Source organism: Ruegeria atlantica (genome assembly GCF_947495585.1).
Classification (GTDB): Bacteria; Pseudomonadota; Alphaproteobacteria; order Rhodobacterales; family Rhodobacteraceae; genus Ruegeria; species Ruegeria atlantica_G.
Map to the genome: position 1 here is coordinate 66,808 of NZ_CANLZK010000006.1, position 13,188 is coordinate 79,995.

Here is a 13,188-nt window from a genome sequence, read left to right on the forward strand (position 1 = left end):
CGCCAGTCCGCGCTCCAATGCACACCAAAAGCGGGAGGTAACATATGCGAACCCTGATGAAATGGGTGCTGCGCATCGTTTTGATGTTGGTGCTGGCAGCGGTGGTCGTTGGCGTTTGGAAGCGCGAAGAGATTCAGCGCCTGATGGCCGTGAACTCTCTGTTTTCCGAAGAAAAGATCATTCACAATTTCTCTCACATGGATGACGCCTTCCTGACTGTCGACCTGCCAAGGGGGGAAGGTGCGACATTCGAACTGCCCTACGGCCCCGGTTTTGACCTGCCCGAGGGCACGGACAAATGGGTCGAAGACCGGGCCGTAACCTCTTTGCTGGTGATGCAGGACGGGCAGATCAGGTTCGAAGAATACTATTTGGGGACCGCCCCCGAGGATCGCCGGATATCCTGGTCGGTCGCCAAAAGCTATCTGTCCGCCCTGTTCGGCATCCTGATGGCCGAAGGCGCCATCGACTCGCTGGACGATCCGGTGGTCAAATACGCCCCGAAACTGCAGGGCACCGCTTATGACGGCGCAACGATCCGCAATGTTCTGAACATGGCCAGCGGTGTGACCTTCGACGAGGACTATCTGGACTACAACTCCGACATCAACCGAATGGGTCGCGTCGTCGCCCTGGGTGGAGAGCTGGATGACTTTGCCGCCTCGCTGAACGAAACCTTCGTCGAGCCCGGCGAGACATGGCAATATGTCTCGATCGACACACACGTTATCGGCATGGTTGTTCGCGGTGCGACGGATCGGTCTGTGGCTGACTTGCTGACCGAAAAGATCATTGAACCTCTGGGCCTTGAACGCGACGGCTACTATGTCACCGACGGTGCTGGCGTGGCTTTCGTCTTGGGCGGGTTGAACTTCACTACTCGCGACTTTGCCCGGTTTGGACAGATGATCCTGCAAAACGGCGAGCATAATGGCCAGCAGATCGTGCCCGCCGAATGGATTGCGGAATCCGTTTTTCCGAGCGCCCCGACCGAAGCCGGAGAGATCGGGTATGGCTACCAGTGGTGGATCCCCGTCGGCGCGCATGAAGGCGAGTTTCTGGCCCGTGGCGTTTATGGTCAGTACATCTATTTCGACCAACCGCGCGGTGTTGTTATCGTTTCAACCGGGGCTGATCGCAGTTTCCGTGACGATGGCGTCAACGAAACAAACATAGAAATGTTCCGCACAATCGCCCAAAGCCTGTAAGGTGTGCCCATGCAAAAACTGGACAGCATAAACGTTCTGGGGGGCGTCCTTGCCCCCTGCTCCCGCGATCCACAGACCGGTTTTTTTCGGGACGGGGCCTGTAACACCTGCGCCGAAGATCAGGGCAGTCACACGGTCTGCGCGGTCATGACGGCCGAGTTTCTGGCCTATTCCAAGTATGTCGGCAATGACCTGAGCACACCGCGCCCCGAGTTCGATTTTCCCGGTCTCAAGCCCGGTGACAACTGGTGCCTGTGTGCCGGGCGGTTCCTGCAGGCCCATGACGAGGGCTGCGCGCCCAAGGTTGATCTGGAGGCCACGCATCAGCGGGCATTGGACATCGTCCCTATTGGAATTTTACGTGAAAATGCCGTCGAACCTGATTGACCTCAGGGGTAAAAAGACATCAAAAAAACCCGCCAGCCGACACTTTGTTTAGCAAGCGCGAAACCGTCAAAAAACGAGGTAGGCTATGAGCTTTATCGCCATGAACCGCTTCAAAGTCCGTTTGGGCAGCGAAGCCGATTTCGAATCCGTTTGGAAAGACCGCGAAAGCCGGTTGAAAGAACTGCAAGGATTTCAGGAGTTCCGCCTTCTGAAAGGCCCCGAAGGCGACGGGTATCGGCTGTATTCCAGCCACGTGATTTGGGACAATCGCAGCGATTTCGAGGCCTGGACCAAATCCGAACAATTCCGCGATGCGCACAAGAATGCAGGCAACGGCAAGACGCAGTCGGCTCTGATGGGACCACCTCAGTTCGAGGGGTTCGAAACGGTTGTGCATCAGAGCTGATCAATCCATGTCGCCAACACCGGATTGATGTTTACACGGCGCGGGCCAGATAGCCGCGCGATGTGCGCGAGGGCGGACCAGTTGGAAAACTGTGCTCCGCCTCCAACACCCACCCCGCCTCCTTAAGCATCTTGGCCACCTGTTGCGGTCTGTACGACCGGTGACGCCATTGAAGCCAGATAATTGCGTTGCACCAGTGTGGTTTGCTAACGACCAGCCATAGCTTTGCCGCTGGCGTGGCCTGCCTGCGCATGTGGCGTAGGGCATCGGTGGGGTCGCTGCAATGTTCAAGGACATGGGCGGCCAGAATGCAATCAAAGGGCTCGGCTGGGTGAAATTTCTCCAACCGGGATCGGGCAGTCTGGGTCGTAACGCCCCTTTGGGCCAGCGCACCCTCGGCCTGTTTCAGCATTTTCCCGGACGGCTCGAGCAGTGTGACCTTACCTTCGGGCTGAATGACCGCCCGTGCCTCGGCAAAAGCACCTGTCCCGCACCCCACATCCAGCCCGTTCCGGCCTAGATCATCCGCTGAGCCGATCGACAGAAACCCCAGATAGGCATCAAAATAGCCCAGCAGACGCATCTTATCCGCCCAGCCGGGGGCTGCGGCATCGTACTTTTGATCGAGTCGTTCGGAACTGGACGCGTTCTGCATGCCATGCAGCGTGACATGAAACACCCGGGGCGCAAAGCCCCGGGCGCGCGTTATCCGGCCGAACGGCCTTCGGTGTCGGACATATCAAAGTTCAGGTATTTGGCGACCGTCTGAACGTCCTTGTCGCCGCGACCACACATATTCATGCAGATCAGGTGATCCTTGGGCAGTTCCGGCGCGATCTTCATGACATGCGCCAACGCATGGCTGGGCTCGAGCGCGGGGATGATGCCTTCGGTTGCGCAGCACAGCTGGAACGCTTCCAGCGCCTCTTTGTCGGTGATCGAGACATAGTTCGCGCGACCGATGTCATTCAGCCAAGAATGCTCGGGTCCAATGCCAGGGTAATCCAAACCGGCCGAGATCGAATAGCCTTCGAGGATCTGACCGTCATCGTCCTGCAGCAGGTAGGTACGGTTTCCGTGCAGCACACCTGGACGACCACCGGTCAGCGAGGCGCAATGTTCCATCTTTTCATTCACGCCTTTACCGCCCGCCTCAACACCGATGATGTTGACGCTCTTGTCGTCAAGGAACGGATAGAACAGGCCCATCGCATTCGACCCACCGCCGATGGCGGCGATAAGCGTGTCGGGCAAACGGCCTTCGGCCTTTTGCATCTGTTCCTTGGCTTCCTTGCCGATGATCGACTGGAAATCACGCACCATCGCCGGATACGGGTGCGGGCCCGCCACAGTGCCGATGCAATAGAACGTATCACGTACATTGGTCACCCAGTCACGCAGCGCGTCGTTCATCGCGTCTTTAAGAGTTCCACGACCTGAGGTGACCGGAATAACTTCGGCGCCAAGCAGGCGCATGCGGAAGACGTTCGGTGCCTGACGCTGAACGTCGTGTGCGCCCATGTAAACAATGCATTTCAGGCCGAATTTGGCGCAGACGGTAGCTGTCGCCACGCCGTGCTGCCCTGCCCCGGTTTCCGCGATGATCCGGGTTTTGCCCATGCGCCGCGCCAGAATGATCTGGCCCAACACGTTGTTGATCTTATGCGCGCCCGTGTGGTTCAGTTCGTCGCGTTTCAGATAGATTTTCGCGCCGCCCAGATGCTCGGTCAGGCGCTCTGCGTAATACAGCGGCGAGGGTCGACCCACATAGTTCGCCCACAGATCGTCCATCTCGGCCCAGAAGGTCGGATCATCCTTGGCCTTCTCATATTCCTCTTCAAGCGACAGGATCAGCGGCATCAGCGTTTCGCTGACAAACCGTCCGCCGAAGATGCCAAACCGGCCCTGTTCGTCGGGACCGGACATGAAGGAATTGAAAAGATCGTTGGCCATGGGTGTCTCCCTCGTCGTACCCGTTATTCATAGGAGGTAGCGGATGGTTTTGCCATGGCAAAACGTATCATTTCGCGGGTCGATAGCGATGCTTCCAAATCCGCAGGGCCTGTTCTTCGGTCGGCACCGCGATGCATGAGAAATGGTGGAACTCATGCGTGATTGACAACCGGTCCGACGCCGCAAGAACGCGTCTGTGTGGTCCCGAATGGGCAAATGTCAGCATGGCCTCGGCATCCTGCCAAACACTGAGTGAAAAGTAGAGCCCACCGTGAGGGAACATCTGTGCATGCTCGCATAATGGATCCCCACGCGCCTGTTTCAATGCTTGCCCGGCGCGCCAAAAGAACTCTGGCGCGTTGTACCAATGTTGCAGGGAAACCCCACCAATCGCTGCAAGCATCTTTGTTCCTCCCCAGCGTTATATACGGGGGAGGTCAGCGATCAGATCAATGAGCGGCGGATACGAATTCAGAAATCTTAATGGTATCTTTAAGTCCCGGCGCGCTTTCGACGCCCGAAGACACATCGACTTGTTTTGCACCGGTCATCCGGATCGCCTCAGCAACGTTATCTGGCGTCAGTCCCCCGGCCAGCATCCATGGCTTTTGCCAGTATTTCCGGCCTGCGAGCAATCTCCAGTCAAAGGCAAGCCCATTGCCGCCCGGCAGTTCGGAGGTGCGCGGCGGCTTCGCGTCGATCAGCAACTGATCTGCAACCTCAGAATACAGGTCAATTGCGCTCAGATCCTCGGCCTCGGCGATGCCGATTGCTTTCATCACCGGCAAGCCAAACCTGTCGCGAACCTCAGAAACACGCTGCGGTGTTTCTTTGCCGTGCAGTTGCAACATGTCCAAGGGCACGCTTGCGACGACGCGGTCCAGTTCAGCGTCCGTCGCATTCACGGTCAAGGCGACTTTGGCTACGCCTGCTGGCACAAGCTGAGCCAGTGACGCGGCCGCATCAATTTCCAGATGACGCGGCGATTTTTGGAAGAAAACAAACCCGACATATCGCGCGCCAGCGTCAGCCGCAGCGCGCACATGATCAGGTGCGGTCAGCCCGCAGATTTTGACAGCTACGTTCGTCATAAAAGTGCCTTAGCTGGCTTCGTCCAGCAGAGCCAGAACGTCGTCCTTGCCCTCGTTCTGCTTTTTCTTGAGCTTCTTGACCTCACGCTCAAGCTTGCGCACTTCTCCGGTCTTGGTCGAGGCATCGCGGCGGTGTTTATGCTCGCGCAGCCATTCCCACAGGAAGCCGATGATCAGACCGGCCACGACGCCGCCCAGCACCACGATGAACAGTGGCAAAGACGTTGAGAAATTGAGCCCCAGCAACTCGGCCAGGGCATCCGGCATCAGTTTCAACTCGACGATCTGGCGATTGGCCAGCGAGATTGACACAAGAACGATCCCAAGGATCGCCAGGAAAGCATATCGAAGGTAACGCATCATGGTGTCAGGCTTTACCGTTCAATCGGTCCCTTAGCAACTTGCCAGTTTTGAAGAATGGAACACATTTTTCTTCGACCTGCACGGTCTCACCCGTACGAGGATTGCGGCCAACACGCGCGTCACGTTGTTTGACCGAGAACGCACCGAAGCCGCGCAGTTCAACACGGTCGCCACGCGCCATGGCATCTGTCACTTCTTCGAACACGGTATTCACAATCCGCTCGACATCACGCTGATAGAGATGCGGGTTTTCGTCGGCGATTTTCTGAATCAGTTCTGAACGGATCATGAGTGTTACCCTCCCAGGCGACCGGTTAACCATGTCTATACTTCTGGACAGTATAGGAAAAAACCGTGATCGGGGGAACGTAAACTCTGTGTGCAAAGCATTCATTTTACAGCAAAGTCGCGCGATTTTTTGCTTGTTCAGGCAAAATCCGCTCTTAAAGCGTGAACGACGGCCGCAATAAGCCCAAATTTTGGAACATATTGATTCGCAACAAAAACGGCCCCGCGCGTCTGCACGGGGCCGTAAATTCGGCTGAAAATCCAGCCTGAGCTTAGTCGCCGGATTTCAGCGCTGCACCCAGGATATCGCCCAGCGATGCGCCCGAGTCGGAAGAACCGTACTGTTCCACGGCCTCTTTCTCTTCGGCGATCTCACGTGCCTTGATCGACAGACCCAGACGGCGAGTCTTGCTGTCGACATTGGTGACGCGGACGTCGATCTTGTCGTTAACCGAGAAACGCTCGGGGCGCTGCTCTGCACGGTCACGCGACAGGTCGGAACGACGGATGAAGGACTTCATGCCTTCGTATTCTACCTCGATGCCGCCATCTTCGATCGCAGTGACTTCGACAGTGATGATCGAACCGCGCTTCACGCCGCCAACGGCTTCTGCGAACTTGTCACCACCCAGGGCTTTGATCGACAGCGAGATACGCTCTTTTTCCACGTCAACTTCCGAGACAACGGCCGAAACCATGTCGCCTTTGCGGTAGTTCTGGATCGCATCTTCGCCACGTTCGTCCCACGACAGGTCGGACAGGTGAACCATGCCGTCGATGTCGCCTTCGAGGCCAATGAACAGACCAAATTCGGTGATGTTCTTGACTTCGCCTTCGACTTCGGTGCCCTCGGGGTGTGTTTCTGCAAACACTTCCCACGGGTTGCGCATTGTCTGCTTCAGGCCCAGAGACACACGACGCTTGGCACCGTCGATTTCCAGAACCATAACGTCGACTTCCTGGCTGGTCGAAACGATCTTGCCGGGGTGGACGTTTTTCTTGGTCCAGGACATCTCGGACACGTGCACCAGACCTTCGACACCGGCTTCCAGCTCGACGAACGCGCCGTAGTCGGTGATGTTGGTGACGCGACCCTGATGGACCGAGCTCAGTGGATACTTGGCAGCAACCAGATCCCATGGATCTTCCTGCAGCTGCTTCATGCCCAAGCTGATGCGGTGGGTCTCTTTGTTGATCTTGATGACCTGAACCTTGATGGTTTCGCCGATCGTCAGGATCTCAGACGGGTGATTCACACGACGCCATGCCATGTCAGTGACGTGCAGCAGGCCGTCAACGCCGCCCAGGTCAACAAACGCACCGTATTCGGTGATGTTCTTGACCACGCCTTCGACGGTCTGACCTTCGGTCAGGTTGCCAATGACTTCGGCACGCTGTTCGGCACGCGATTCTTCCAGGATAGCGCGACGCGAAACAACGATGTTGCCACGACGGCGGTCCATTTTCAGAATCTGGAACGGCTGCTTCAAGCCCATCAGCGGGCCAGCGTCGCGCACGGGGCGAACGTCAACCTGCGAGCCGGGCAGGAACGCAACTGCGCCACCCAGATCGACGGTGAAGCCACCTTTGACGCGGCCAAAGATTGCACCTTCGACGCGCTGGTCGTCGGCATATGCTTTTTCCAGACGGTCCCATGCCTCTTCACGGCGGGCCATCTCGCGCGAGATAACGGCTTCGCCACGGGCGTTTTCTGCGGCGCGCAGGTAGACTTCTACCTCGTCACCAACAGCGATTTCAGGAGCTTCGCCGGGATTCGCGAATTCTTTCAGATCAACGCGGCCTTCCATTTTGTAGCCGACGTCGATGATGGCTTGGCCGGCTTCGATCGCCAGTACCTTGCCTTTGACAACAGAACCCTCTTCGGGCGTGTCCATTTCGAAGCTTTCGTTCAGGAGGGCTTCGAATTCCTCCATGGTTGTATCAGCCATCTGGCAGTGTTTTCCTTTACATACGTTTTTACTGGCCGAGCGGTTGTCTCCGCCGGTCTTGTTTCATGGTGTCATCGGACGTGATCCGGTGCGCCCCTGAGCAAACAAACACAAAGGGCCGAGGTGACCCGGCCCTGCTCAGTAACGTCATCCGGACGTTGACCGCCCTTGTGTTGACAGCGCGCGTATAAGCGGAATACTCGACATGTGCAAGAGGAAAGCCTTGATATACAGGGCATCGGCCGCCGTCACACTCGGCGCGCCATGTCCCAAACGCGCCCGTCCCGTTGCAACATGGACTGCTCAATCGCATTCAATCGCGAATAGGCATCATCGGGACTATGCGCGCCGCCTACTTTATGCCAAATGCGCAGCGCCGAGGCCGGGCTCCACGGTAAACAAGCCGAGGCAAGCCACAATCGCAATTCGGCAGGCAACGCGTCATAGGCCTGCATTGGCGATCCCGTCCGCTGGCGGCGTTTGATCCGGCTACGCAGGTTTCGGTTCTTTCTGCGGTCAGTCATTGTGCGCTCCGTTCATCGGCGCGCACGAACCTAGGCTTTCAGGTGTCAGTGGGTCGTCATGCTCGCCCGATAGTTTTGATATGTTATTACATTATTTTTATCCATATGCAACCGCCCTCGTTAGGCGCAACTCCCGATTCCTGCGAAGAATGTCGTGTTTCGAACAGCAAAGTCTGCGCCACTTGCGAAGCTTTGAAAAAGTCGGAGGATCTCATGCGTCAAGACCTGAACTTTCTCGTCATCATTTCAGACGAACACCGCAAAGACGCAATGGGATGCGCGGGCCATCCGATTGTCAAAACGCCCAATCTGGATGCGCTGGCCGCGCGCGGTACGATGTTTCAGTCTGCCTACACGCCCTCACCCATGTGCGTACCCACAAGGGCGGCGCTTGCGACCGGAGACTGGATTCACACGACAGGAAACTGGGACAGCGCAACCCCCTATGACGGGCACCCGCGCAGCTGGATGAGGCAGGTGCGCGACGCCGGGCGCGAGGTCGTCGCTATTGGAAAACTGCACTTCAGGTCCAACGAAGACGACAATGGCTTCTCGCGGGAAATCCTGCCGATGCACGTGGTCGGAGGTGTCGGCTGGGCCGTTGGGCTTTTGCGCGAAAACCCACCAGACTATGATTCGGCATCCGAGCTGGCGGGTGATGTGGGCGTCGGGCCCAGCACCTATACCGATTACGATCTGGACATTGCCGCAGCAGGCGAGGCCTGGCTGGCCGATCCCGCGCGACAGGACAAACCCTGGGCTGCATTTGTGTCGCTGGTCAGTCCGCACTATCCCCTGACCTGTCCCAAGGAATGGTACGACCTTTACGATCCAGCTCAGATGGATTTGCCGGTCGGGTATGGCAAAGGGCTGCCGGATCATGAAGAGCTGCGCAACATCGCTGCGTTCTTCAATTACGATGACTATTTTGACGAACAGAAAATGCGCGAAGCCAAGGCGGCTTATTATGGTCTGACCTCATTGATGGACGATTGTGTGGGGCGCATCCTGAAAGCCTTGTCCGACAGTGGTCAGGCCGAGAATACGGTCGTGATCTATGTCTCGGATCACGGTGACATGATGGGGGATCAGGGGTTTTGGACTAAACAGGTGATGTATGAGGCCAGTGCAGGAATTCCGATGATCGCGACCGGCCCGGGTATCCCGTCGGGGCGACGTGTCACCACCTGTACCAATCTGACCGATATAGCTGCAACCGCCCGGGACGTCTGCGGCGTCGAGGACGACGACGGCAACGCGGGTCAACCCGGCTTGTCTCTGATCGGGTTGGCCAATGCGCCGGACAACCCCGACCGAACCGGTTTCAGCGAGTACCACGATGGTGGGTCAAAAACCGGCAGTTTCATGGTGCGATGGGGCGAATGGAAATACGTCTATTATGTCGGACAGCCCCCGCAATTGTTCGACCTGTCAACCGATCCGCAGGAACAGACCAATCGCGCGCAAGATCGGGTAAATGATCCGCTGGTTCAGGCCGCGCTGGCCGAAGGGGAACGCCGTCTGCGAGAAATCTGCGACCCCGAAGAGGTAAACGCCCGCGCCTTTGCCGATCAACGCAAGAAAATCGAAGACCTGGGCGGAGAAGAAGCCTGCCGCACGGCCTTTGTCTTCAATCACACGCCCACCCCGTTCGAGCAGGAAAAGCTGCGTGAAGGACCCGCGCTTTAGCGCAGGCATTTTGCATTCCTCCAGTGGTTGCTTGGTCCGCGTAGCGCAGTTCAATGCTGCCACCACCGCAAAGCTGCGCCGAGCGCTAGGACCGTTTAGAACAGTTGCAGATCCTTCTTGCCGCTTTGGATTTCGGCAAGGTTCGGCATGTTCTGGATTGCCACGGGTGCAAGTTGTTCGCCCGGCATCGCGACGGTCGGTTGCATCGCAGCCGCCATACCAAAGGCTGGAGGTTGCTCCAGCTCTCCTCGGATATCGCGCAGCAGTGTTTTGTGATCCGGCATCGCCTTGAGGATCTGCGCAAGATCCACCTTCGCGCCCTTCCACCACTGGAACCAAATCGGTTTCTTCAACGGCCGCAGACGATCACGGATGCCGGTCCCATAGCCGGTGTCATAGACCTGCTTGCCCAAAAGAACCGTCTGATAAACGCGGAAATTAAACAGTGTGGCGAATTCGATATCGTGTTCCATGGGCAGGCGGTGCTGCCACAATTCCAGGTTTTCGGCCAAACGATCCGGTATCTTCATCTCTGTGCGCGCATCGATCCAATATTGATCATCCGTGCGGTTGCCCAGGCGATAGTGCAGACAGATGAAATCCAGGACCTCGTCATACATCTTGTTCATTTGCCGGTTATATCTTGCCCGCAGCGATGGTTCGATGTCGCGTGTAGGCAGGTGTTCTGCGAACCAGCGCACCGCATGATCAACCATATGGATTGCGGTACTTTCCAACGGCTCGATGAACCCGCCAGACAAACCGATTGCCAGACAGTTCTTGACCCAGGCATTGCGCACGCGCCCGATGCGCATCGGGATCACGCGCGGTGTCAAACCTTTGCCGCTGTCGCCTAGCCATTCGAGATATTCATCTGCCGCCTGATCATCCGTGCGATGCGCCGATGAATACACATAGCCTGTGCCCACACGGTTGTAGAGCGGCACCCGCCATGTCCAACCGGCGCCCAGCGCGGTAGACCGGGTGACGCTTTCGATTTTCTCTGGGTCGGGATGTTCAATCTGCAACGCCATGGCGCGATCGTTGGGCAAGTAATCCGAGTAATCCATAAACGGCTCACCCAGAGCCTTGTTGATGATCAAGCCGCGGAACCCGGTGCAATCTATGACCATCTCGATGTCGTGACGGCCCTTACGCTCTAACATCAGATGGCTGACATTGCCCTGTTCATCCAGCTCAACCGCCTGCACCTCATCCTGGATATGCTCAACGCCGCGCTTGGTGCAGACCTTGGTCAGCATGCCCGCAAATTTCACAGCGTCCAGATGATATGCGTAGCCAAACCGTTGCTCGAACTCGGGCTGACCCAGCGGTCGCCCGCCCTTGCACAGGCGGGCCAGATCGTCATGCGGCGAGATGGATTGCGTAAAGTCCCGATCGCCATTGCCAAAGCGTAAGAAGTATTCGGCGGCTTCCAATCCTTCCAACAACTGACCGTGGGCAAAAGGGTTCACGTAATCGATGCGATTGCCCTTTGCGTCCTTGTTCCAATTGCAGAACTTCACGCCCAGCTTGAACGACGCATTGGTCTCGCGGAAAAAATCCCGTTCGGAAATGCCCGCCTGACGCAGAGTGACCGGCATGCGCGGCACCGTGGCTTCACCGACGCCAACGGTGGCGATATTGGGGCTTTCGATCAGGCAGATGCGCGGGCGATCCTTGGGGGCCGAGGTGCGTGAAAACACCATGTCCAGTATCAGCGCGGTCATCCAACCCGCCGTGCCACCACCCACGATAGTGATCTTACGCAAACGATTATTCATATTGTTCTGTCCCTGTTGGCTTGAGGGATTTTTTGGCTGCTTCCCCTTTTTGTTTTTGAGGATTGTTTGGCAGCCTTCCCTTCTGGCATGGGCAAAGCATAGCAGGTTTCCTGCGTCCAGCTAGGGTCTAGCGCGCCCTGACCTGAATGTACTTTCCTTCTTTCGGCAAAGCGACGCTCGGTCACGGCACCCTGCCCCGGGCAGTACAAATAACCGCGATGCGTTAAAGGCAAACCGGGCCGCCGATGGACCGCAGCTTCTGCGCGGCAACTTGAAATCAGAGCAAACGCAATTCCCGGGCGCGTGTCAGATTTCCTCACCTTTTTTCAGAAGCTCTTCAATCAGATCGCGCTGCAAATCCTGACTGTCGCCCCCTCCGAATTCCGCCGCGCCACCGGTGTACAAGGTGCCATAGGTCTTGGCGATATTCACTGTCTGGGCCAGCCCCGAGATCAGCTGGTTCTTATCCAGCCGGGATAGCGGATGGATGTACGCAGCCCACAAGATACCATTCGCGAGCGCGTAACGCGCGTCCAGCGTGCTGTCAAAATTCGCCTGCATCACGCGTTCAAGGTCAGCGGGCGACAAATCTTCGGCGCTGCCAATCGCGACCATGGCCCGCATCCGGTCCGCATTGATATCCGTAACGACCAGCACCGTTACGTCCCCAACCTTCAGCTCAAACCCCGGTCCAAACGGTTTCGCGTCAGGATCGAGCGCAAAGATGATCTTTCCCAACCGCTCATACGTCATCGGGGGCTCCGGCTCAGCCGTCTCTTGAGCGAAGACACTTCCGGAGAGGAAAATCATCAATAAGGCTAGTCGGATCATGGCATCGCTCCTGCAGGCTATAGGCCGACAATAGGGTCGGGGCACAGAACTGACCAAACAAAGCTTGGTGAACAGTATTTCGAAGGCACCGACAGCTTTGAACGATCTGCAAGATACTCAGGGCTTTCTGCGATAGCTCGTTCAGAACCTAGTTCCTAGCTTTGGTTCAGCGGCTGGTAGACCTGCTGGCCGGACTCTGAACCGGAAAGGAAATACAAATGAAATCTCTCGTTCTTACCACCCTGATCGCCACATTGCCCCTGATCGCAGCCCCGGCCTTTGCTGCGGATGAGATCAACGTATCAAACGGTATTTCTGCCGCCGGTGCGCCGCTTGCGGCGCATGGGGTCGATCTGGTAACTCTCGTTAACGACGGCAACCCGGTCGATGGCTTTGCCACCCACTCGGCCACTTATGACGGCGCATCTTATTACTTCACCAGCGCCGCCAACCGCGAAGCGTTCGAGGCCAACCCGGCGGCCTACCTGCCACAACATGGCGGGTTCTGTTCGTTCGGCGTTTCTGTCGGCAAAAAATTCGACGGCGATCCGGATCAATACTTGGTGGCTGACGGAAAGCTGTATCTGTTCCTGAACGCTGATACTCGCGCGGCGTTCCTTGAAGATGTCTCTGCCACATCCGAAACCGCTGACAATCAGTGGTCCAAGATCAAAAGTATCGCGGTCGGAGAACTGTAATCTGGCCACAAAAGACC

Annotated in this window: 15 protein-coding genes; 5 read left to right on the forward strand and 10 right to left on the reverse strand. The window is 57.1% G+C overall.

What is annotated here, in order from left to right:
* Positions 1 to 44 precede the first annotated feature (44 nt).
* The 3 genes from QMP16_RS12355 to QMP16_RS12365 all read left to right on the forward strand — a co-directional run bounded on the left by QMP16_RS12355 (position 45) and on the right by QMP16_RS12365 (position 2,001).
* Positions 45 to 1,208, forward strand: a complete 1,164-nt coding sequence (locus tag QMP16_RS12355; protein WP_282120704.1) for a serine hydrolase domain-containing protein — start codon at positions 45 to 47, stop codon at positions 1,206 to 1,208.
* Positions 1,209 to 1,217: 9 nt separating this feature from the next.
* Positions 1,218 to 1,595: a DUF2237 family protein gene (locus QMP16_RS12360; protein WP_109312566.1), complete on the forward strand. Its 378-nt coding sequence runs from the start codon at positions 1,218 to 1,220 to the stop codon at positions 1,593 to 1,595.
* An 85-nt stretch (positions 1,596 to 1,680) separates the two neighbouring features.
* Positions 1,681 to 2,001 carry an antibiotic biosynthesis monooxygenase family protein gene (locus tag QMP16_RS12365; protein WP_282152615.1) on the forward strand — a complete coding sequence of 107 codons (321 nt, stop codon included), beginning with the start codon at positions 1,681 to 1,683 and terminating at the stop codon, positions 1,999 to 2,001.
* Positions 2,002 to 2,032: 31 nt separating this feature from the next.
* Here the strand turns inward: QMP16_RS12365 and QMP16_RS12370 are convergent, their stop codons facing one another.
* The 8 genes from QMP16_RS12370 to QMP16_RS12405 form a co-directional block, all read right to left on the reverse strand.
* The gene (locus tag QMP16_RS12370) at positions 2,033 to 2,656 is read right to left on the reverse strand and encodes a class I SAM-dependent methyltransferase (RefSeq protein WP_282152616.1); all 624 of its coding nucleotides are present in this window, start codon (positions 2,654 to 2,656) and stop codon (positions 2,033 to 2,035) included.
* A 50-nt stretch (positions 2,657 to 2,706) separates the two neighbouring features.
* Positions 2,707 to 3,954, reverse strand: coding sequence for a tryptophan synthase subunit beta (gene trpB, locus QMP16_RS12375; RefSeq protein WP_282120708.1), 1,248 nt, complete (start codon positions 3,952 to 3,954; stop codon positions 2,707 to 2,709).
* A 67-nt stretch (positions 3,955 to 4,021) separates the two neighbouring features.
* Positions 4,022 to 4,357, reverse strand: a complete 336-nt coding sequence (locus QMP16_RS12380; protein ID WP_282152617.1) for a hypothetical protein — start codon at positions 4,355 to 4,357, stop codon at positions 4,022 to 4,024.
* 46 nt (positions 4,358 to 4,403) lie between these two features.
* Entirely contained in the window at positions 4,404 to 5,045 is a 642-nt protein-coding gene (locus QMP16_RS12385) for a phosphoribosylanthranilate isomerase (RefSeq protein ID WP_282152618.1), read from the reverse strand.
* A gap of 9 nt (positions 5,046 to 5,054) precedes the next feature.
* Positions 5,055 to 5,405, reverse strand: coding sequence for a lipopolysaccharide assembly protein LapA domain-containing protein (locus tag QMP16_RS12390; RefSeq protein WP_058273237.1), 351 nt, complete (start codon positions 5,403 to 5,405; stop codon positions 5,055 to 5,057).
* Between the two features lie 7 nt (positions 5,406 to 5,412).
* Positions 5,413 to 5,697, reverse strand: coding sequence for an integration host factor subunit beta (gene ihfB / locus QMP16_RS12395; RefSeq protein WP_037310872.1), 285 nt, complete (start codon positions 5,695 to 5,697; stop codon positions 5,413 to 5,415).
* A gap of 271 nt (positions 5,698 to 5,968) precedes the next feature.
* Entirely contained in the window at positions 5,969 to 7,645 is a 1,677-nt protein-coding gene (gene rpsA, locus QMP16_RS12400; protein ID WP_058279471.1) for a 30S ribosomal protein S1, read from the reverse strand.
* Between the two features lie 248 nt (positions 7,646 to 7,893).
* Entirely contained in the window at positions 7,894 to 8,169 is a 276-nt protein-coding gene (locus QMP16_RS12405; protein ID WP_222424420.1) for a DUF6525 family protein, read from the reverse strand.
* Positions 8,170 to 8,382: 213 nt separating this feature from the next.
* Here QMP16_RS12405 and QMP16_RS12410 point away from each other — a divergent pair, with 213 nt between their 5' ends.
* Positions 8,383 to 9,858, forward strand: coding sequence for a sulfatase-like hydrolase/transferase (locus QMP16_RS12410; protein WP_282152619.1), 1,476 nt, complete (start codon positions 8,383 to 8,385; stop codon positions 9,856 to 9,858).
* A gap of 95 nt (positions 9,859 to 9,953) precedes the next feature.
* Here the strand turns inward: QMP16_RS12410 and QMP16_RS12415 are convergent, their stop codons facing one another.
* Together QMP16_RS12415 and QMP16_RS12420 are read right to left on the reverse strand one after the other, a co-directional pair.
* Positions 9,954 to 11,642, reverse strand: a complete 1,689-nt coding sequence (locus tag QMP16_RS12415; protein WP_282152620.1) for a tryptophan halogenase family protein — start codon at positions 11,640 to 11,642, stop codon at positions 9,954 to 9,956.
* Between the two features lie 306 nt (positions 11,643 to 11,948).
* On the reverse strand, positions 11,949 to 12,473 hold the full coding sequence (locus tag QMP16_RS12420) for a hypothetical protein (protein WP_282152621.1): 525 nt from the start codon (positions 12,471 to 12,473) through the stop codon (positions 11,949 to 11,951).
* A 218-nt stretch (positions 12,474 to 12,691) separates the two neighbouring features.
* Between QMP16_RS12420 and QMP16_RS12425 the strand changes: the two genes are divergently transcribed.
* On the forward strand, positions 12,692 to 13,171 hold the full coding sequence (locus tag QMP16_RS12425; protein WP_058273166.1) for a YHS domain-containing (seleno)protein: 480 nt from the start codon (positions 12,692 to 12,694) through the stop codon (positions 13,169 to 13,171).
* Positions 13,172 to 13,188: the final 17 nt, after the last annotated feature.

Excerpts from the sequence above, each read along its gene's own strand:
- QMP16_RS12410 (WP_282152619.1), top strand. The coding sequence starts at position 8,383 with ATGCGTCAAGACCTGAACTTTCTCGTCATCATTTCAGACGAACACCGC.
- QMP16_RS12380 (WP_282152617.1), bottom strand. The coding sequence starts at position 4,357 with ATGCTTGCAGCGATTGGTGGGGTTTCCCTGCAACATTGGTACAACGCG.
- QMP16_RS12385 (WP_282152618.1), bottom strand. The coding sequence starts at position 5,045 with ATGACGAACGTAGCTGTCAAAATCTGCGGGCTGACCGCACCTGATCAT.
- QMP16_RS12360 (WP_109312566.1), top strand. The coding sequence starts at position 1,218 with ATGCAAAAACTGGACAGCATAAACGTTCTGGGGGGCGTCCTTGCCCCC.
- trpB (WP_282120708.1), bottom strand. The coding sequence starts at position 3,954 with ATGGCCAACGATCTTTTCAATTCCTTCATGTCCGGTCCCGACGAACAG.
- rpsA (WP_058279471.1), bottom strand. The coding sequence starts at position 7,645 with ATGGCTGATACAACCATGGAGGAATTCGAAGCCCTCCTGAACGAAAGC.
- QMP16_RS12425 (WP_058273166.1), top strand. The coding sequence starts at position 12,692 with ATGAAATCTCTCGTTCTTACCACCCTGATCGCCACATTGCCCCTGATC.
- QMP16_RS12365 (WP_282152615.1), top strand. The coding sequence starts at position 1,681 with ATGAGCTTTATCGCCATGAACCGCTTCAAAGTCCGTTTGGGCAGCGAA.
- ihfB (WP_037310872.1), bottom strand. The coding sequence starts at position 5,697 with ATGATCCGTTCAGAACTGATTCAGAAAATCGCCGACGAAAACCCGCAT.
- QMP16_RS12420 (WP_282152621.1), bottom strand. The coding sequence starts at position 12,473 with ATGATCCGACTAGCCTTATTGATGATTTTCCTCTCCGGAAGTGTCTTC.
- QMP16_RS12405 (WP_222424420.1), bottom strand. The coding sequence starts at position 8,169 with ATGACTGACCGCAGAAAGAACCGAAACCTGCGTAGCCGGATCAAACGC.
- QMP16_RS12390 (WP_058273237.1), bottom strand. The coding sequence starts at position 5,405 with ATGCGTTACCTTCGATATGCTTTCCTGGCGATCCTTGGGATCGTTCTT.
- QMP16_RS12415 (WP_282152620.1), bottom strand. The coding sequence starts at position 11,642 with ATGAATAATCGTTTGCGTAAGATCACTATCGTGGGTGGTGGCACGGCG.
- QMP16_RS12355 (WP_282120704.1), top strand. The coding sequence starts at position 45 with ATGCGAACCCTGATGAAATGGGTGCTGCGCATCGTTTTGATGTTGGTG.
- QMP16_RS12370 (WP_282152616.1), bottom strand. The coding sequence starts at position 2,656 with ATGCAGAACGCGTCCAGTTCCGAACGACTCGATCAAAAGTACGATGCC.